General features: G+C 67.8%; 18 protein-coding genes. 7 read left to right on the top strand and 11 right to left on the bottom strand.

Annotation, left to right across the window (positions count from 1 at the left end):
• Positions 1-103: 103 nt before the first annotated feature.
• Positions 104-1,216 carry a serine hydrolase domain-containing protein gene (locus tag ACFCV3_RS29550; protein ID WP_376035343.1) on the bottom strand — a complete coding sequence of 371 codons (1,113 nt, stop codon included), beginning with the start codon at positions 1,214-1,216 and terminating at the stop codon, positions 104-106.
• A gap of 343 nt (positions 1,217-1,559) precedes the next feature.
• Here ACFCV3_RS29550 and ACFCV3_RS29545 point away from each other — a divergent pair, with 343 nt between their 5' ends.
• Positions 1,560-3,131, top strand: coding sequence for a PucR family transcriptional regulator (locus tag ACFCV3_RS29545; protein ID WP_376035341.1), 1,572 nt, complete (start codon positions 1,560-1,562; stop codon positions 3,129-3,131).
• A complete protein-coding gene (locus tag ACFCV3_RS29540) occupies positions 3,125-3,922 on the top strand; it encodes a MerR family transcriptional regulator (protein WP_376035339.1) in 798 nt (265 codons plus the stop codon). Before ACFCV3_RS29545 ends, ACFCV3_RS29540 begins: the two co-directional genes overlap by 7 nt.
• Here the strand turns inward: ACFCV3_RS29540 and ACFCV3_RS29535 are convergent.
• On the bottom strand, positions 3,919-4,575 hold the full coding sequence (locus ACFCV3_RS29535) for a nucleotidyltransferase domain-containing protein (protein WP_376035337.1): 657 nt from the start codon (positions 4,573-4,575) through the stop codon (positions 3,919-3,921). The genes ACFCV3_RS29540 and ACFCV3_RS29535 overlap by 4 nt on opposite strands.
• A 46-nt stretch (positions 4,576-4,621) precedes the next feature.
• Positions 4,622-5,413 (bottom strand): class I SAM-dependent methyltransferase, encoded by a 792-nt coding sequence (locus ACFCV3_RS29530; protein WP_376035335.1) that lies wholly within the window; start codon positions 5,411-5,413, stop codon positions 4,622-4,624.
• 70 nt (positions 5,414-5,483) lie between these two features.
• Here ACFCV3_RS29530 and ACFCV3_RS29525 point away from each other — a divergent pair, with 70 nt between their 5' ends.
• Positions 5,484-6,146: a TetR/AcrR family transcriptional regulator gene (locus ACFCV3_RS29525; protein ID WP_376035334.1), complete on the top strand. Its 663-nt coding sequence runs from the start codon at positions 5,484-5,486 to the stop codon at positions 6,144-6,146.
• 3 nt (positions 6,147-6,149) lie between these two features.
• Here ACFCV3_RS29525 and ACFCV3_RS29520 read toward each other — a convergent pair whose 3' ends face one another.
• Positions 6,150-7,097: an electron transfer flavoprotein subunit alpha/FixB family protein gene (locus tag ACFCV3_RS29520; protein ID WP_376035332.1), complete on the bottom strand. Its 948-nt coding sequence runs from the start codon at positions 7,095-7,097 to the stop codon at positions 6,150-6,152.
• A gap of 15 nt (positions 7,098-7,112) precedes the next feature.
• Positions 7,113-7,886 carry an electron transfer flavoprotein subunit beta/FixA family protein gene (locus ACFCV3_RS29515; RefSeq protein WP_376035331.1) on the bottom strand — a complete coding sequence of 258 codons (774 nt, stop codon included), beginning with the start codon at positions 7,884-7,886 and terminating at the stop codon, positions 7,113-7,115.
• 301 nt (positions 7,887-8,187) lie between these two features.
• On the opposite strand from ACFCV3_RS29515, the gene ACFCV3_RS29510 reads away from it, so the two are divergent.
• Both ACFCV3_RS29510 and ACFCV3_RS29505 read left to right on the top strand, forming a co-directional pair.
• On the top strand, positions 8,188-8,940 hold the full coding sequence (locus ACFCV3_RS29510) for a YsnF/AvaK domain-containing protein (RefSeq protein ID WP_376035329.1): 753 nt from the start codon (positions 8,188-8,190) through the stop codon (positions 8,938-8,940).
• A gap of 71 nt (positions 8,941-9,011) precedes the next feature.
• Entirely contained in the window at positions 9,012-9,746 is a 735-nt protein-coding gene (locus ACFCV3_RS29505; RefSeq protein ID WP_376035328.1) for a class I SAM-dependent methyltransferase, read from the top strand.
• Here ACFCV3_RS29505 and ACFCV3_RS29500 read toward each other — a convergent pair.
• The 6 genes from ACFCV3_RS29500 to ACFCV3_RS29475 all read right to left on the bottom strand — a co-directional run bounded on the left by ACFCV3_RS29500 (position 9,733) and on the right by ACFCV3_RS29475 (position 15,141).
• Positions 9,733-10,467: a hypothetical protein gene (locus tag ACFCV3_RS29500; protein WP_376035326.1), complete on the bottom strand. Its 735-nt coding sequence runs from the start codon at positions 10,465-10,467 to the stop codon at positions 9,733-9,735. The two genes, ACFCV3_RS29505 and ACFCV3_RS29500, sit on opposite strands and share 14 nt — an antisense overlap.
• 76 nt (positions 10,468-10,543) lie before the next feature.
• Positions 10,544-11,314 (bottom strand): acyltransferase, encoded by a 771-nt coding sequence (locus ACFCV3_RS29495; RefSeq protein ID WP_376035324.1) that lies wholly within the window; start codon positions 11,312-11,314, stop codon positions 10,544-10,546.
• 9 nt (positions 11,315-11,323) lie between these two features.
• Positions 11,324-12,271 carry a class I SAM-dependent methyltransferase gene (locus ACFCV3_RS29490; protein ID WP_376035322.1) on the bottom strand — a complete coding sequence of 316 codons (948 nt, stop codon included), beginning with the start codon at positions 12,269-12,271 and terminating at the stop codon, positions 11,324-11,326.
• 1 nt (position 12,272) lies between these two features.
• Positions 12,273-13,052: an enoyl-CoA hydratase/isomerase family protein gene (locus ACFCV3_RS29485; protein WP_376035320.1), complete on the bottom strand. Its 780-nt coding sequence runs from the start codon at positions 13,050-13,052 to the stop codon at positions 12,273-12,275.
• A 47-nt stretch (positions 13,053-13,099) separates the two neighbouring features.
• Entirely contained in the window at positions 13,100-14,137 is a 1,038-nt protein-coding gene (locus tag ACFCV3_RS29480) for a Gfo/Idh/MocA family protein (RefSeq protein ID WP_376035318.1), read from the bottom strand.
• Complete coding sequence (locus ACFCV3_RS29475; protein WP_376035317.1) at positions 14,134-15,141, bottom strand: Gfo/Idh/MocA family protein; 1,008 nt, start codon at positions 15,139-15,141, stop codon at positions 14,134-14,136. Before ACFCV3_RS29475 ends, ACFCV3_RS29480 begins: the two co-directional genes overlap by 4 nt.
• Before the next feature lie 146 nt (positions 15,142-15,287).
• Between ACFCV3_RS29475 and glgX the strand changes: the two genes are divergently transcribed.
• Both glgX and ACFCV3_RS29465 read left to right on the top strand, forming a co-directional pair.
• Positions 15,288-17,384 (top strand): glycogen debranching protein GlgX, encoded by a 2,097-nt coding sequence (gene glgX / locus ACFCV3_RS29470; RefSeq protein ID WP_376035315.1) that lies wholly within the window; start codon positions 15,288-15,290, stop codon positions 17,382-17,384.
• A 93-nt stretch (positions 17,385-17,477) separates the two neighbouring features.
• The gene (locus ACFCV3_RS29465; RefSeq protein WP_376035313.1) at positions 17,478-18,242 is read left to right on the top strand and encodes an SGNH/GDSL hydrolase family protein; all 765 of its coding nucleotides are present in this window, start codon (positions 17,478-17,480) and stop codon (positions 18,240-18,242) included.
• Positions 18,243-18,245: the final 3 nt, after the last annotated feature.

Here is an 18,245-nt window from a genome sequence, read left to right as displayed (position 1 = left end):
TCCTGTCAAGTGTCCGGGGGCGCTGATCGCGTGTGCCACTGCGGGGTGCGGAGACCGGCCGCGCCGGGCTCGGCGAGCTCGGTGCGGCGACGGTTCTCGTGGTCTACGCGTGCCCGTTGCCGAATACCTCGTTGAGGAGGCGCTGCTGGGCGCCCTGGAACGCCGCGGCGACGGTGAGGTTCGCGTCGTCCACGCAGTTCAGCGCGGCGGTCAGGGTCTTGGACCCGTCGGGGGTGGCGTACATGAGCGCCGCGTGGCCCACCGAGGCGCCGTTGTGGGAGATGACGGTGGCGCCGTCGTCAGTGGTCAGCACGAACACGCCCAGCCCGTAGTCCATGTTCGGGATGCCCGTCGCACGCGGGGTGAACATCTCCTCGCGCAGTTCGTCCGGGAGGAGCTTGCCGCCGGTGAGCGCGGCGATGAACGTGTGAAGGTCCTCGGTGGTCGAGATCATGTCACCGCCGGCGGAGACCCAGGAGGGGTTCTGGCGGGTGATGTCGACCGTACGCGGCCCGCCGTCCTCGTCGTACTGGTAGTAGGCGTGGGCGTGCGGCTCGGCGATCTCCGCGTCATCCGGGACCACGGTGTGCGACATGCCGAGCGGGGTCAGGATCAGCCGCTGCATCTCCTCGGTGACGGTACGGCCGGTGACCTTCTCGATGAGCAGGCGAGCCAGGACGTAGTTGGTGTTGGAATAGCTCCAGCCCGCTCCGGGCTCGAACCGCGCAGGCTTGGACAACGCGAGCTCGACCAGCTCCTGTGGCCGGTAGGTCTTGAACCGGTTGTCCAGCCACTCTTGACCGTTGGGGCCGTAAGGAATGGTGATGCCGAACACGATCGAGCCATCCTCGTAGACCTCGCCGGTGAAGTTGAACAGGCCGCTGGTCTGCTGGAGCAGCATCCGCACCGTGATCCGCTGGTCGATCCCGAACTCGGGCAGGTGGTCCGCGACCGGGTCGTCCAGGCCGATCTTGTCCTCGGCCACGAGCTGAAGCACCAGGGTCGCGGTGAAGGTCTTGGTGTTGCTGCCGATCCGGATGTGCCCGTCGGCAGGCGGCTTCACGTTCCCGCCGACCTCGGCCGCCCCGGCGGTGCCGACCCACTCGCCCTGCTTGTCGTTGACGCGGACCGACAGCCCGATGATGCCGGGCTCGACGATCGCCTCGATCGCCCGCTGGAGACGGTCGGCGGTCTGGTTGGAAACGGTGGTGGTCATGGTGGTTCGCTCCTTCGAAGCGCTCGACTCTCTTCGGCGTCTTGCCGATGCGAGAACCGTCCACCTTGACCTCAGGTCAAGGTCAATCATGACGTGCGTCACTCGATTCTCGGAGCCGCGGGTCTCGACCGGGACGGAACCACGATCGACCCCACCACGACGGAATCCCGAACCCCGCCAACCGCTCCCGAAACCCACCTCCACAACCGGACATCTGGCCGACAACGACACCGGTCGGACCGACATCTTCGATGGATCCCTACAATGGCTGCCCCTGTAGGAATTCACGCTGTACAAATCGACAAAGGCAAGGACAATATCTGTCCGGATGCACAATGGCTGGGTGACACAACGACCCCGGGCCAGCCTCGGCCGCGTACTGGACGACCTGGGCGCAACCCTGCTCGAGCTCGTGGCCGGCGACCCGGACCAGCCGATCGGCGGGGTTGTCATTCACGACCCGCTGGACGACCCGGTCCTCCCCCAGCATGCGCTCGTCCTCGGGGTCGGTCTGTACGACCCAGAGGAGATCAGTCGAGTACTGCGTGACCTCGGCCGTCAGCACGCGGCTGGGCTGGTACTGCGCAGTCCGGTCACCGTGGACGAGCAAACCGTCGCCGAAACGGGCGTGGCCGTCCTCGCACTGACCAGAGGCGCCACCTGGGACCAGCTCGGCATCCTGCTGCGGTCAGTCCTCGACGTGGGCGTTGCGGACGCAGAGACGCTCGGCGGCATGCCATCCGGCGATCTGTTCGCGCTGGCGAACGCCACTGCCGCGCTACTCGACGCACCGGTCACCATTGAGGACCGCAGCTCACGGGTGCTCGCCTTCTCCGGACGTCAGGACGAGGCCGACACTGCGCGCGTCGAAACAGTCCTGGGCCGACAGGTCCCTGAACGCTACTCCCGGCTGCTGTCCGAACGCGGAGTCTTCCGAGAGCTCTACCGATCCGACCAGCCGGTCTACGTGGCACCGATGCCGGCCACTGAGCCCGAGAGCGCGATTCCACGCGTGGCGGTCGCAGTGCGAGCTGGTGACGAGGTCCTGGGGTCTATCTGGGTCGCTGTGCGCGAACCACTAACCCACGAGCGTTCTGAGGCGCTACGTGACGCCGCCAAGGTCGTCGCCCTGCACATGCTGCACATCCGCGCCGGTGCGGATGTCGAACGCCGGCTACGCGCCGACCTGGTCAGTACGGCGCTCGACGGATCCCGAGAAGCACTCGACCGACTCGGCCTGGCCGACCGGGCCCTCGTCGTACTGGCACTGGCAGCACCAGCGGCCAGTGAGCGGCAACGGCTGGCGGATGCGTTCGCGATGCACCTCGGTGCGGTCTTTCCAAGGTCAGCGGCAGCACTGGTCGGTGATGTGACCTACGGGCTGGTGCCGACGGACAGCGAGGAGCGCGCTGCCCGGGTCGCTCAGGACTTCCTGGACCGGGTCGGCGAGCGGTCCGGCGCCATCATCGGTGTCGGGGCGGCTGTGCGGTTGCCACAGGCACGGGCCAGCGCAGATCGCGCACTCCGGGTGCTGCGGACCAGTCGGCGCTCACAGCGCGTGGCCCGGCTGGCCGACGTACAGGTGGAGGCTCTGCTGCTGGAACTGCGTGACCTCGTCGAGGCACGGGGTGAACAGCTGACCGGACCGATCGCGCGACTGGTGGCCTACGACCGGGACCACAACGCCACACTGGTCGAGACACTGCGGGCCTGGCTGGATGCCTTCGGTGATGTGACCGCTGCTGCGGCCGCGGTCTACGTGCATCCGAACACCTTCCGGTACCGGCTGCGGCGGCTCGCGGAGGTCGGCGCACTGGACCTCGACGACCCGGACTCGCGCTTCGCGGCGATGCTCCAGCTGCGGGTACTTGCAGCTGACACGGTGTCAGGCAGTTCTCTGGAGGAACCATGTTGAGTATCGGAGACCTCGCCCGCCACACCCGCATCTCGGTGCGGATGCTGCGGCACTACGACGCACTGGGGCTGGTTGTGCCCGAGCGCGTCGACCCGCACACCGGACACCGGTTCTATGCCCTGTCACAGATCTGGCGTGTCGACAGTCTGATCGCGCTGAAGGAGCTGGGGTTCACGCTGGAGCAGTGCGGCGCAATTCTCGACGAACAGCTACCAGTCGAGGAACTGCGCGGAATGCTGCGACTCAGGCGTGCCCAGCTCGAGCAGCGGATGACTGCGGACGCGGAACGGCTGACGGAGGTCGAGCGGCGGCTCCGATCGATCGAAAGAGGACTGACCATGACCAACCGCACCCTCCAGCTCGGCCCCCTGCCCGCCCTGCGCCTGCTGCACCTGCATGCCGAGGTGAACGACGAGTCCGAGATCGGCGGCGCTGTGGCTGCACTGACCGAGAAGCTGGACGCGCTGCAGCTCTCCGGCCAGCGCATCCACACGTACTACGGCCGTCCGGACGGCTCCAAGATCGACGTCTCGGTCGGGATCGCGGTCGGCGCGACGGACACCGGTGCGGCCGGCTTGGACGTGACCGACATCCCCGCCGTACCGCAGGGAGCGTCTGTCACCTACAAGGGCCCGGCGGAAGGCATCGCCGACACCTGGCGGACGCTGGACGTCGCACTGGACGAACAGGGCCTCCAGTCGTACGGCGTCTATCGCGACATCCGCGTCAGCACCGAGGACCCCGAGCAGGTCGTCGTGGAACTCCAGGCGGCTGTCCGCCCAGCGTCCTAACGAATCCGGGCGGGCCACGGGTGGCCGGGGTGCAGGTGGTCGATCATGTCGGCCAACCAGACGCGCTGGTCGTCTGACAGCAGTGGGAGTGCAGCGTTGAGGTCCTGCTCGTCCTTCGGCCTGGCCTGCTTCGCCTTGTAGGCCAGCGCCACCTCAGGGTTGAGATACCGCACCCCGTCGGGCGCCCGCCAGGTGACGTCCTCGAGAGCGAAGTCGAGCGCCGGATCGCGCCGGAACACCCAGCGGCCGTTGCGATCCGGGTTCACCAGTACGTCGAACTCCCACGGCGACAGCGCATGCTTGCGCAGCCACATCTGCTCCGCGTCTGCCGGGTACTCGGGTTGTTTGTCGGTGAGCGGCTGGAACCGCCCACCGGCGTTCGACCACAGGTCGTACGACCCGCGCAGGTGGACGCGGAGCTTCTCGACATCGCGCCGCCACAGCGACACATCGACGTCCTCATGCTCGCGGTGCACGCCGGTGAACGCGTCGATCGCCCATCCCCCGGCCACCCACCAGTCCCCGTCGTACCGGCTCAGCATCGCGAGCGCATCAGCCGGCGTCGACCGCTTCCACGGACCATGCAGCCGGTGGAACGCCAGCTCGGCCGGCGGCAGCCCTTCCTCGTACCAGAACCGCTCCTCGTCAGCCACCTGCCGATCTTCACACAACAGCAGCATGACCGGCAGGCGGTACGGGTTAGAGAGCGGTGGCAACGATCTGGAGGTACTGCGCGCCGGCCAGCAGAGTCCCGTCGGTAGCTCGATTACCACGCACGAACGCGCCCTCAGCCGCCGCTACGAAGGCGGACTGCGCCGACGGCTCCAACCGGTCATACAACATGCGCCAAGGCGGTAGGTGCGTCAGCATGGTCGCAACCTGAGCCCCTGCCGACTCCGCAAAGAAGTCCTGCGTCAGTACGTCGGAACTGGTCACCTCGATGCGGTCACCGAAGAGCTCCTTGTAGTGCTGCTCAGTCCCCCACAGATGCGGCGACGGCACACCCGGCGGCGGTGGCGGCAGTACGGCGGCCAGCGCAGCCTGCAGGTCTGCCATCAGCCCGGTCGCGCACCAGCTCACCAGTCCGATCCGTGCGCCCGGCCGGCACACCCGCAGCAGCTCGTCGGCGGCACGCTGCTGGTCCGGCGCGTACATCACCCCGAACGTCGACAGCACGACGTCGAACGTCGCATCCCCGAACGGCAGTTGCTGCGCATCCGCCAGCTCGGTGTCGATCGACAGGCCCTCGGCCGCAGCACGTCGTACGGCGCGCTCCAGGCCGACCGGACTGAAGTCCGAGGCCGTCACCCGGGCACCGCGGCGAGCTGCCGCGAGTGCGGTATTCCCGGTCCCAGCGGCGATGTCCAGCACGCGGTCACCCCACCGGACCGCGGTTGCCTGCACTTGCAGCTCACTCGTCAGCACCGACTGGTGGGCCAGCGGTTGATAGTCGATCTCGGCACACCAGGCCGCTTGGATCGGTGTCGTCATCTCGTCCCCCAGAGACACTCCGAAATTCGCTAGCCTTGGAGGCTAGTCAATTACGGACTACCGTAGCCGGGTGGCCGACAATGTCAACCCCCGCCGCTACGACTCGCCCGTTCGGGAACGCCGGGCGCAGGCGACGCGGACCGCCGTACTGGATGCGGCGGAGCAGATGTTCACCACCCGCGGCTTCGTCCGGACGACGCTGCCCGCGGTGGCGGAGGAGGCCGGCGTGTCACTGGCCACGGTGAAGCTGGCCTTCAAGACGAAGACCGACCTGCTGCTGAACGTCTGGCACCGCACGCTGGCCGGCGGCGTCGACGACCAGGTGCCGGTCGTCGACCGAGACTGGTACCAGCAGCAGTTCGAGATCGCCGACCCGGTCGAGCGGATCCACTTCGCGAGCCGCACCGGGTTGATGATCCGGCAGCGGATCGCGGGGCTGATCGCGGCGATCGAGGCCGGCGCGGCCGTCGACGAGACCTTGGCCGCACTGCGCGACCGCATGTTCGAGGAACACTGGCACGTCACCCGCAACTTCGCCCAGCGGCTCGCGGACGACGGGCACCTGCGCGACGGGCTGACGGTCGAGCGAGCCACGGATGAACTCTGGCTACTCAACCACGTCAGCAACTACCGGCATCTGACCGAGACGCGCGGCTGGTCCGCCGAGGAATACACAGCGTGGCTGACCAGAACGGTCAGCCACGCTGTACTCAAACCTGAGCTATGCCAATGAACTTCAGGACTTGCGCTTGGTGACCTCTTCGGTGGCGGCCGGGAGAACCTTGTGCAGGTCGCCGACGACGCCGAAGTCGACCAGCTCGAAGATCGGCGCCTCGTTGTCCTTGTTGATGGCAACGATCGTCTTCGAGGTCTGCATGCCGGCCCGGTGCTGGATCGCGCCGGAGATACCGGCGGCGACGTACAGCTGCGGCGACACGGTCTTGCCGGTCTGGCCGACCTGGTAGGCGTGCGGGTACCAGCCGGAGTCGACCGCGGCGCGGGACGCACCGACAGCAGCACCGAGCGAGTCCGCGAAGGCCTCGACCGGACCGAAGTCACCGCCGGTGCCACGACCACCGGAGACGATGATCGCCGCCTCGGTCAGCTCCGGGCGACCGGTCGCCGCGCGCGGCTTCGACTCGGTGATGCGCGCGGTCTTGGCGGCGTCGGAGATCGTCACGTCGAACTCCTCGACCTCCGGCGAGGTCTCCGCGGCTTCCGGAGTCGCCGCGTTCGGCTTCACCGTGATGACCGCGATGCCCTTGGTGATCTTCGACTTGACCGTGAAGTTGCCCGCGAACACCGACTGCGTGGTGACCGGCCCCTCCTGTACGTCGACAGCATCCGTGATCAGGCCGGACTCGAGCTTGACCGCGAGCCGGGCCGCGATCTCCTTACCCTCGGCGTTCGACGAGATCAGGATCGCCGACGGCTCGATCTTGGCCGCCACCTGCTGCAGCGCCTCGGCCTTCGGCGACACCAGGTACTGCGAGAGCTCCGGATTGGTCAGCGCGATCACCTTGGTGGCGCCGTACTGACCCAGTGCCGGGAGGGCGTCCTGCACGCCGTCGCCGATGAAGACCGCGACGGGCTCGCCGAGACGGCGGGCGATGGTCAGGAGCTCAGCGGTCGTCTTGCGTACGACGCCCGCGGTGTGGTCAACGAGAACCAGAACGTTCGACATAAGACTGCTCGCCCCTCAGAGGAACTTGTTGGTGGACAGGAACTCGACGAGCTGGCCCGCACCGGAGCCGTCCTCATCGGTCACGATGGTGCCTGCCGTGCGCGCGGGGCGCGCGGTCACCTCGATGACCTCGGTCCAGGAACCCACCTGGTCCGGGGAGATCTCCAGGTCGGCCAGCGACCAGGTCTCGACCGGCTTCTTCTTCGCGGCCATGATGCCCTTGAACGACGGGTACCGCGGCTCGTTCGCCTGGTCGGAGACGCTCAGCACCAGCGGCAGCGTGCCCTCGACAGTGTCGCTCGCGGTGTCGCCGTCGCGGCGGATCCGCACGGTCGTGCCGTCGACGGTGACCTCGGAGCCCAGCGTCACGGCCGGCAGGCCGAGGCGCTCCGACACCATCGCGGGCACGACACCCATGCCGCCGTCGGTCGAGCTCATCCCGAACACGACCAGGTCGGCCTCGAGCTTGGCCAGCGCCTTCGACAGCACCAGCGAGGTGGCGACCGCGTCGGAGCCGTGGATGGCGTCGTCGAGCACGTGCACGCCGGCGTCGGCGCCCATCTGCAGGCCCTTCTTCACCGCGTCCGCAGCCTGCTCCGGCCCGACGGTGAGGATGGTCACCTCAGCGTCACCGGCCTCTTTCACGGTGAGCGCGGTCTCAACGGCGTACTCGTCCAGCTCGGACAGCAGCCCGTCCACACCGGCACGGTCCACCGTGTTGTCCTCCGGGCGGAAGCGGCGGTCCGCCGTGGCATCCGGCACGAACTTCGCGCAGACGACAATCTTCATAACGTGTGGGACCCCTTCTGGTTAACGGTCTCTCCAAGCCTGCCACGGATGTTACTCGCGGGAAACATATGCCACGTGCGAGTCCCATCACACCGCCGGCCCCGTGAGGCGATCCAGCTCAGGCTATCCGGTCGCCTCAGCGGCGGACACCGGGTCGCGGCCGAGGCGTCCGCCACACCCCTCTCAGCGGCCCCGACCGTTATCCGAACAGCTTTCCAAACGACTGTTTGCCCCTCAGGAGGCCGGGCACCGGACCCGGCGTTAGTTGCTACGCGCAAACAACGACACGGGGTTGATAACGATGACCATGCAGGGAATCGAGCAAGTCGTGGGCGAGACGGCGTACGACGCGGCCGGGGACAAGGTCGGGTCGGTCGGCACGCTCTACACCTCCGACACGAGCGGACGCCCGGAGTGGGTCACGGTGAACACGGGGCTGTTCGGGACCAAGCACACCTTCGTGCCGCTGGACGGTGCCCACGTCGAGAAGGACGGACTGCACCTCGCAACGTCCAAGTCGAAGATCAAGGACGCGCCGCGGATCGACGCCGGTGGCCACCTGAGCGCCGGGGAAGCCTCGGAGCTGTACCGCTACTACGGCCTGCAACTGCCGCAGACCAACGCCGGTACGGCGCCGACCGGCCGCATGACCGAGCGGGACGGCATGCCCGGGCGAGACGGCATGGCTGAGCAGGACGGGTCGATGGTCCGGCACGAGGAGCGGCTGCACGCGGGGACCGAGACCGTCGAGACCGGGCGGGTCAGCCTGCACAAGCACGTCGTGACCGAGGAGCAGCAGGTCACGGTGCCGGTGAGCCACGAGGAAGTGCACGTGGTCCGCGAACCGGTAGCCGACGGCGAGGCCCGGCCTGGTGACCTCGGCGACGAGGACCGCGAGGTCGTGCTGCACGAGGAACGTCCGGTCGTCGGCAAGGAGACGGTTGCCGTCGAGCGCGTCGGCCTCGAGACCGAGACCGTCCGCGGCGAGGAGAACGTCACCGAGACCGTCCGCAAGGAGCAGATCGACGTGGAGGGCCTGGACGACAAGCACTAGGCGACAGATCCAACAGCGGCGGTGTTCGGGCGGGCGGGCCCGGACACCGCCGCTGTGCATAAGCTGACCGCGTGACCGAGACATTGACCCTCACCGGAGAGCGAACCGCGCCAGGGATCTGGCACGAGAATTACTGGTTCGCACGCCACGAAGCGGCGTACCGGTGGATCGTGGCGGAGCTGCTGCCGGTGGCCGGCCGAGTGCTGGAGGCGGGCTGCGGTGAGGGGTACGGCGCCGAGCTGCTCCGGACTGCTGGTTCGGAGCCGGTATTCGGGCTGGACTACGAGGACAACACCTTGCAGCACGTACGGCGGGTGTATCCGCAGGTGCGGGTGGTTCGGGGCAACCTCGTCCAGACCGCGTTCGCGGATGCGAGTTTCGGGCTGCTCACGTCATTGCAGACGATCGAGCACCTGTGGGAGCAGCCGCGATTCGTCACCGAGTGCGCGCGAATCCTCGCGCCGGGCGGGATCGCCGTACTGAGCACGCCGAACCGGCTGACCTTCCCGAGCGGGAACTGGTACCACACGCGTGAGCTGACGATGGCGGAGTTCACCGAGTTGGTCGAGCCGGAGTTCGAGATCACGCACACGCTCGGCCTGCATCACGGAGAGCGCCTGCAGGCCTGGGAAGCGGAGCACGGATCGTGTGTGGACGCTCAACTCGCAGGCCCGCACGACAAGTGGCCCGCGGGATTGCGCGAGCTGGTGACCAGCACGACGTACGGAGACTTCGAGATCAGGCCGGGCGACATCGACGAGTCGCTCGACCTGATCCTGGTGGCCGTGAAAGCTACGGACGGATGAAGCGCTCGAGGATCTTGCCGGCGATCAGGTAGACGAGCGCGGCGATCCCCCAGTTCACCAGCAGGGTGTTCTTCGCGGTCTCGAGCCGGAACAAGTCCTTGAACGGGCCGACCAGGTCGTGCCCGCGCTCCAGCACCCAGCGCACGATCTCGTTGCTCTGGTTGGTCTGGTCGAGTGCGGTGAAGAGCGCGCCCAGCGCCAGCAGGGCCGCGGCGAGCACGGCGACCAGCCAGATCAACGAAGCCAGCAAGTTGCGCAGCTGCCGGACACCCGAACCGACCGAACTCAGCGCCTGCTTGCCCGCGCCGGATCCCTTGGCGGGGGTGGCACTAGTTTTGGTCGTCGCCGTCGTCACCCGGCTGACCGGCTTGGTCGCCGCAGTGTCGTCCGGGCGGGACTCAGACCCAGTGCCGGACGCAGCCGAAGCCGCGGCCTCCTCGCGGGCCTTCTGCTCGGCGACGATCTCGGCCGCCGTCCGCGGCTTGGCCGTCTTGGTCGTGGTCGTCCCGGCCGCTGGTGTGTCCTCGGGTGCCTTCGCGGCCGCGGCCGCCTTCGGTTTGTCGTCGTTGCCCACGTCACCCATCTCCTCAGCCGGGTTCGGTACCTCACCTGCGCCCGGGACCGGTGCGGCCGCCTTCCTCCGGCGGCTGACCGGGACCGGCCGCGGCGACAACCTGCGCCGGGCCCCGGCGATCGGGGCCGGCGCGGCGGTCGTTGTCACGTCGTCAGTCGTTTGCAGCGCTGGGTCCAACGTAGCGCGGACCGGGTCGGCCTCGGATCCCCCGGGCCTGGCGTGCTCAGCCACGCTGCGTCTCCTCTCCGACGGCCATCCGGTCGTGCGGGACATAGTGCCCGACTGGTGAGTAACTTGAGAACCCCTCGGCACCGTTTAGGCCGGAACGCAGCTGGGCGGCGGTGCTGGCGTTCACCTCGGCGAGGCCGGCCAGGTAGGCACGGCGCGGTGCGTCGGCGGCATAGCGGGTGGTGCGATCGGCGACGACGACGGCCGGAACCCCGGCGGCGACGGCGTACGCAGGAATGTTGCCACGGGCAACGCTGTTCGCGCCGATCACCACGCCGCGGCCGAGGTCGGTTCCGCGGGTGACGGTGACCTTGGTGGCCAGCCAGCAGTCCGGGCCGATCCGGACCGGCGACTTCACCAGCCCCTGGTCCTTGATCGGCAGCCCGAGATCCTCGGTCTTGTGGTCGAAGTCGCAGATGTAGGTCCAGTCCGCGATCAGCGTGGACGCGCCGATCTCGATGTCCAGGTAGCAGTTCACCGTGACCTCGCGGGCGAACACGACCTTGTCGCCGATCCGCAGCGTGCCCTCGTGCGCGCGCAACCGGGTCTCGTCACCGAGGTGCACCCACTTGCCGAGGATGATCCGGCCGTGACCGGGCCGGGCCGCGATCTCGAGTTTCTTGCCCAGGAAGACGAAACCCTCGGTGATGACGTGGCGGTGCCTGAGCTTGAACCAGGCGAACCGCCAGTACCGCTTGAGGTAGTACGGCGTCCACGCCCGGTGGCGCACCACCCAGCGCAGATTCGCCACAGACAGCAACCGCATTTACTTACCCTACTGCGCTACTCCGGTGATCGAGACGTTGTAGTACAGCTCGTCGGGGACAACGGTGGACAGAACCTTGTCCACCTTCGACAACTGCAGCCACGACTTGTACGCAAACATCCGCCAGCCGAATCCGAGCTTCTCCTCCGGTACGGCGGCCTCGAACGTCCGAATGGGCCAACCCAGCCAGGCGGCGGTGAGCTCCTCCGTCACGGTCTTCACCTGTACGGCGCCGGCGCGGCTGGCCGTCCGGGCCAGCGTGTCGGGGTCGAAGGTGTGCAGGTCCACAACGGCTTCCAGAGCAGCGGCTCGGGAGGACTCGTCGAGCTCGGCCTGCGGGCGTCGCCAGTCCGACAGGGCTGGCAGCTTGGTGACATTGGTCGTCGCCCACCAGGTGAAGCGGGACAGGCGGCGCGCCACGAAGTCGCCGTACCGGGTGGGTTCGCCGCAGATGACGAAACGGCCGCCAGGCTTGAGGACGCGGAGCATTTCGCGGAACGCGAGCTCGACATCCGGGATGTGGTGGATGACCGCGTGACCGATGACGAGGTCGAAGCTGTCGTCGTCGCACGGGAGTTTCTCGGCGTCGGCGACCCGGCCCTCGACCGCGAAGCCCAGCGTCTTGGCGTTCTTCTTGGCCGCCTCGACCATGCCCGGCGACAGGTCGGTGACGTGGGCCTCGTCCATCACGCCGGCCAGCTTGAGGTTCAGCGTGAAGAAGCCGGTACCGGCCCCGATCTCGAGCGACTTCCCGTACGGCCAGCCCTGGTCACCGGCGATCGCGGTGAACCGGTCGCGCGCATAGGTGACGCAGCGCTCGTCGTACGAGATCGACCACTTCTCGTCGTACGTCGAGGCTTCCCAGTCGTGGTAGAGCACCTGGGCCAGCTTGTTGTCGTTCCACGCCGCCTCGACCTCTTCGGCGGTGGCAGCGGGCTTCTCGGCTGAGGTGGTCATGTCACTTTCCCTTGAATTCGGCCTTGCCAGGCCCGTTCTCGACGAACGACTTCATTCCGATGGTGCGGTCTTCCGTGGCGAACAGCGCGGCGAACTGCTGCCGCTCGATCTCCAGGCCGGTCGCCAGGTCGACGCCCAGTCCGGCGTCGATCGACTCCTTGGCCGCTCGGAGCGCGAGCGCGGCTCCCTTGGCGAACTGCGCGGCCCAGGCGACCGCGGCGTCGTACACCTCGGCGGCCGGGACGACCTTGTCCACCAGGCCGAGCTGCAGCGCCTCGGCGGCGTCGACGAAACGGCCGGTGTAGATGATGTCCTTGGCCTTCGACGGGCCGATCAGGCGCGCGAGCCGCTGGGTACCACCGGCGCCCGGGATCACGCCGAGCAGGATCTCCGGCTGGCCGAGCTTCGCGTCCTCGGCGGCGATCCGGTAGTCGGTGCACAGCGCGAGCTCACAGCCACCACCGAGTGCGTACCCGGTGATGGCTGCGACCGTCGGCTTCGGGATCGTGGCCACGGCGGACAGGGCGGCCTGCAGCGGACCGGAGCGCTTGACCATGTCGGCGTACGACATGCCGGCCATCTCCTTGATGTCCGCGCCGGCGGCGAAGACCCGCTCGCCGCCGTACACGACCACGGCGCGGACGTCGTCGTTCGCCGTCGCCTCCTCGGCCGCGGCCCGGATCTCGTCCTGCACCTGGACGTTCAGGGCGTTCATCTTCGGCCGATCCAGCCGGATCGTGCCGACACCATCACTCACGGTCAGGTTGACGAACTCGCCCATTACGTCCTCCTTCTCACTACCCACCGGTCACATCATCCGGAACCGTACTACAGGTCCACGGGCTGACCGGAAACGGCAGATCGCCGAGCAGCGTCCACGATCTGCAGCGTGCGCAGGCCGACCGCACCATCCGGCTGCGGTACGACGGCAGGCGTCTTGCCGGGGACCGGCGGACCGGACTCGCGGACCGCGCTCAGGAAGGTGCCCAGCAGCGACTCGTCCAGATTGCCGCCGACGCCCAGGAAGACCTCACCGTTCCCATCCGTTCCGCCGACATGCGGCAGGAAGGGCTCGATCTCCACCGAACCGTTCGTGCCGGTGACCTGCAGCGAGACACCGCCCCAGGTCGGGCCGTTGTCCGGAACGCTCCACGAGCAGTCGATCGTTGCCAGCAGCCCGTTGTCGTAGGTGATGGTGACCAGTCCGCCGGTCTCGACCTGCACGCCCTTGTCCTGGTGCAGCACGTGGTTCGCAGCGGCATACACGCGCGCAGCCGAGGCTCCCCCGGTCAGACCGTCGATCAGATCCGCACAGTGCACGGTGTGGTCGACCAGCGCACCACCACCGGCCAGCGTGGCATCCGTGAACCACTGGCGAGCGTCGTACGGGATCTTGCCGTTGTTGGTGCCCAGTACGGCGAAGACGTCGCCGAGCCGGCCTGCTTCGACCAAGGCTCGCAGCCGCAGGTACGACGGCGCGAAGCGCACCGGGTACGCGATCATCAGGATGGAGCCCGCTGCGGCGCAGGCATCCAGCATGGCTTGACCATCTGCGACCTCAGTGGCCAACGGCTTCTCACACAGCACATGTGCACCGACTGCTGCGGCCCGCTCGACCAGTGTGCGGTGGCCGGCGTTCTCGGACGTCACCACGACAGCGTCCGGTCCCCATGCGAACAGCTCGTCGTACGAGTCCACATAGGGCACACCGAGCTTCTCCGCGAGCTCCGCACCGCGCGGACCAGCGTCAGGCGCCGCTGCGCCGTCGGGGTCAGCCGACAGCACCTCTACCTCAGGCATCTGGCCCAGCAGGTAGGCGTACGAACCAGCGTGGGTGTGAGCGAACGAGGCGATTGCAACCTTCATGCCACTGCTCCGTTCAGCTCGATGGTCTTGCCGGACTCCATGGACAGCCGAGCGGCTTCGGCGAGGTCAACGGCTGCAACGCCGTCGGCGCCGAGCACCCGCGGCTCTGGCCCACCACGCAGACCGATCGCCAACTCCCGCAGCTGGGTCAGGTACGGGCTCTCCCCCAGCGCAGCGGCCGGGATCAGCAGGTCTGCAGTGTCCGCGTCCTTCTGCAGCTCCTCGACGAACCCGGTGTCCACACCAGACGTGTGCTTCAGTACGCCGGACGCACCGGCAACGTGGAAGCCGGTCCGGAACGGGGTCCCGGGCACACCCCAGGTCGCCCGGCAGAGCGAGATCGCACCGGACTCGTGGGTCAGCGTCACGTGCGCGGAGACGTTCACCGGGCTGATGCCGTCCACAGTCGGCGGGTTCTGGACGGCGTACACGCTGGTGACCTTGCCGCACAGCCACTGTGCCTGGTCGAGGTCGTGAATCATCAGGTCCATGACCACGCCGCCGGAGCGGGCGACATCGCGGTACCAGCCCGCACCGGCCGGCGACGAGGCCTGCCGGAAGAAGCGGGCCACTGCGACCGCACCGATCCGTCCGCCCTGCAGCGCGTCGTACGCGGCCTTGTACTCGGGGAAGTAACGCACCACGTGGGCCGGGTAGACCTTCACCCCGGCGGCCTCGGCGGCTGCCAGCACCTCGTGCGAGTCGGCCGCGGTGAGCGTCAGCGGCTTCTCGCAGATCACGTCCTTGCCGGCCTTGATCGCGGCCAGCGCGATGTCCTTGTGGGTCGGCGACGGGGTGACGATGTCGACGAACTCCACCTCGGCGAGCAGCGCGTCCAGCGACGGCGCCACCTCCAGCCCGTACTGCTTGGCCAGCGTCTCGGCCCCCTCGACCGAATAGACCACGAGGTGGGCGCCGAGCGCCTTCCACGCGGCTACGTGCACGTGCGCGATATTGCCCGCGCCGATCAGACCGACACGCAGATCGGCCAGCTGTTCCGCCATTGAGACCCTCACCTGAGTCTGGGAAGTATGTCGTAACTTAGTAACGATCCTTGCCTATCATTGCGCACAGACGTTCACAACCACCGTCTCACGATCACTTCCCGGGCAGATGCGACCATTTGAGAGGACTTGTGCAGAATGTGCCGGTGACTGACACGACCGCGACTCCGACCGCAACCGGTCCAGCCGGCGATCTCGGGCCGCGGCTGGGGGCAGTGGTCCAGACCGATGGAACGACGTTCACGCTGTGGGCCCCGGCCGCCGAGCGGGTCGAGCTCGCGCTGATCGCCGACGACGGCAGTCAGCGCAATCTCGACCTGGCGCACACCGGCGAGTTCTGGACCGGGTTCGTGGCCGGTGTCGGCCCCGGCCAGCGGTATGGGTACCGCGTGCACGGCCCGTTCGACCCGTCGCACGGGCTGCGGTTCAACCCGTCCAAGCTGCTGCTCGACCCGTACGCGCGGGCTGTCGACGGCTCACTCGATTTCGCCAGTCCGCTGATCTACGACTCGTCGGATGGCGACTCGGCCGGACATGTCCCGGTGAGTGTCGTTGTCGGCGACTCGGAGCCACCCCCGCCGATCTGCAAGCCGGTGCACTGGGGCGAGACGGTTGTGTACGAGCTGCACACCAAGGGCTTCACGAAGCTGCATCCCGACGTACCGGAGCATCAGCGCGGCACGTACGCCGGTCTGGCGCACCCCTCGGTCATCGCGTACCTGCAGGACCTCGGGGTCACCTCGGTCGAGCTGCTGCCGATCCACCAGTTCCTGACCGAGCCTGCGATCGCAGCGCGCGGTCTGCCGAACTACTGGGGCTACAACACCCTCGGCTTCTTCGCTCCGCATGCGGAGTACTCGTCGGCCGGTACACGTGGTGAGCAGGTGGCCGAGTTCAAGGCCATGGTGGCCGCATTCCATGCCGCCGGCATCGAGGTGATCCTGGACGTCGTCTACAACCACACCGCCGAGGGCGGGTTCGACGGGCCGACGCTGAGCTTCCGAGGGATCGACAACCGCGCGTACTACCGGCTCGGCCCGGGCGGCACCATGTACGACGTCACCGGCACCGGCAACTCGGTCGACACCTCGCATCCGCAGGTCCGGCGACTGGTGATGGACTCGCTGCGGTACTGGGTCCAGGAGATGGGCGTCGACGGGTTCCGGTTCGACCTGGCCGTCACGCTGGTTCGCAACGAGCGGCACGAGGTCGATCTGGTCGACCACCCGTTCCTGTCCGAGGTGGCGGCCGATCCGGTTCTGGGCGAGGTGAAGCTCATCTCCGAGCCCTGGGACGTCGGCAACTTCGGCTATCAGGTCGGCAACTTCGGCACTCCGTGGTCGGAGTGGAACGGCAAGTTCCGCGACAGCGTGCGGGACGTCTGGCGGAACACCTCCGACGGCGTGAAGGACCTGGCCTACCGGCTGTCCGGCTCCAGCGACCTGTACGGCGACGACGGCCGCTACCCGTATGCGTCGATCAACTTCGTCACCGCGCACGACGGCTTCACCCTGCGCGACCTCGTCAGCTACAACCACAAGCACAACGAGGACAACCACGAGGACAACCGGGACGGCACCGACGACAACCGGTCCTGGAACTGCGGTGCCGAGGGTGAGACCGACGATCCTGCCGTGATTGCGCTGCGGAAACGGCAGATGGCGAATCTGATGTCCACGCTGATCCTGTCCACCGGCGTACCGATGATCACCATGGGCGACGAGTGCGGGCGGACGCAGGGCGGTAACAACAACGCCTACTGCCAGGACAACGACATCTCCTGGTTCGACTGGTCACTACCGGAGCAGTGGGCCGACCACCTCGCTCTGACGAAGAAGCTGATCGCACTGCGGTCGGCACACCCCACTCTGCGGCAATGGCACTACTTCTCCGGACAGCCCGTCGTACCGGGCGGCCGGAAGGATCTGTCCTGGATCGCACCGCACGGTGGCGAGATGAACGAGTCCGACTGGCACAACGGGAACCTGCGCACGATCGGCATGTTCCTGGCCGGGGACGCGCTGCGGGCCACCGATGCGGAGGGCAACGCGCTGACGGACAGCTCGTTCCTGCTCGCGCTGAACGCCACCTCCGAGGTCCGGGAGGTCGTCGTACCGGATGCGTCGTGGGCGCCGGCCTACGAGGTGGTTCTGGACACCAGCAACAGCATGGTGACCGAGGTCGAGGCCGGTGCGACCGTGCCGCTGCCTCCACGCTGTCTGGTGCTGCTCCGCGCACTCTGACCGGGGCGGTGGGGCGGGGAAGGTGTCTGGCTAGTTGTTAACCTTCCCCCTGTACCTTCGTTGGTCACCTGCTGTTCATGTTTGGGGGGACCAATGTTTCTGCTGCGCCGCGCCCGTCAGCGGACCACTCCGATCGGCGCCCTGCACCGCGGAATCATGCGCTGGGGCGAGGCGGAGCGGACGAGTTCCCGGCTGGCCGTGCAGCGCTGGCTCGACGGCGTCGCGTACGTCGACGTCCAGGCGCGCACGTACGCCGAGTACTGGACGCAGCAGAACACCCGGGCGCTAGCTGCCGACGGACCGCTCTGGGTCGTACTGGGTGACTCAACCGCTCAGGGCCTCGGCGCCTCCAGTCCCCTGCACGGGTACGTCGGTCAGGTGCTCAACGCACTTCGCCGTACCGGCAGTCCGTGGCGTGTACTCAACCTGTCCCGCTCCGGCGCGCAGACCCAGCATGTGCTCAAGGACCAGCTCCCACTGCTCAGCGGTCTGCAGCCAGCACTCGTCACCTGTGGCATCGGCAGCAACGACATCCTCGCCACTCCACCAAAGCGCTTCCGCGACCTCCTACGCGAAGTGATCGAACGCCTCCCCACCTCCTCGGTCGTGATGGACCTGACCGTCCCGGACCGCCTCTGGCGCGTCGGCGGCGCCGTCAGCCCCTACGTCGCCGGTATCAACCAGCACATCAGTTCCACCGCCTCAGACCACGGACTGCCCGTGGCCGAGGTCTCCCGGCACGCCCGCCCGCCATGGCGCGGCATGCTCGCTCGCGACAACTTCCACCCCAACAACCTCGGCTACCGCCGCCACGCCGACGCCCTACTGTCGGCACTGCCGAAAAAGCACCTGCACTAGGGC

The organism is Kribbella sp. NPDC056345 (assembly GCF_042262745.1).
Lineage (GTDB): Bacteria > Actinomycetota > Actinomycetes > Propionibacteriales > Kribbellaceae > Kribbella.
The sequence above is the reverse complement of the archived record's forward strand: the minus strand, read 5'-3'. Positions and strand labels throughout refer to the sequence as shown.

Excerpts from the sequence above, each read along its gene's own strand:
- ACFCV3_RS29550 (WP_376035343.1), bottom strand. The coding sequence starts at position 1,216 with ATGACCACCACCGTTTCCAACCAGACCGCCGACCGTCTCCAGCGGGCG.
- ACFCV3_RS29540 (WP_376035339.1), top strand. The coding sequence starts at position 3,125 with ATGTTGAGTATCGGAGACCTCGCCCGCCACACCCGCATCTCGGTGCGG.
- ACFCV3_RS29530 (WP_376035335.1), bottom strand. The coding sequence starts at position 5,413 with ATGACGACACCGATCCAAGCGGCCTGGTGTGCCGAGATCGACTATCAA.
- ACFCV3_RS29520 (WP_376035332.1), bottom strand. The coding sequence starts at position 7,097 with ATGTCGAACGTTCTGGTTCTCGTTGACCACACCGCGGGCGTCGTACGC.
- ACFCV3_RS29515 (WP_376035331.1), bottom strand. The coding sequence starts at position 7,886 with ATGAAGATTGTCGTCTGCGCGAAGTTCGTGCCGGATGCCACGGCGGAC.
- ACFCV3_RS29510 (WP_376035329.1), top strand. The coding sequence starts at position 8,188 with ATGACCATGCAGGGAATCGAGCAAGTCGTGGGCGAGACGGCGTACGAC.
- ACFCV3_RS29495 (WP_376035324.1), bottom strand. The coding sequence starts at position 11,314 with ATGCGGTTGCTGTCTGTGGCGAATCTGCGCTGGGTGGTGCGCCACCGG.
- ACFCV3_RS29490 (WP_376035322.1), bottom strand. The coding sequence starts at position 12,271 with ATGACCACCTCAGCCGAGAAGCCCGCTGCCACCGCCGAAGAGGTCGAG.
- ACFCV3_RS29485 (WP_376035320.1), bottom strand. The coding sequence starts at position 13,052 with ATGGGCGAGTTCGTCAACCTGACCGTGAGTGATGGTGTCGGCACGATC.
- ACFCV3_RS29480 (WP_376035318.1), bottom strand. The coding sequence starts at position 14,137 with ATGAAGGTTGCAATCGCCTCGTTCGCTCACACCCACGCTGGTTCGTAC.
- ACFCV3_RS29475 (WP_376035317.1), bottom strand. The coding sequence starts at position 15,141 with ATGGCGGAACAGCTGGCCGATCTGCGTGTCGGTCTGATCGGCGCGGGC.
- ACFCV3_RS29465 (WP_376035313.1), top strand. The coding sequence starts at position 17,478 with ATGTTTCTGCTGCGCCGCGCCCGTCAGCGGACCACTCCGATCGGCGCC.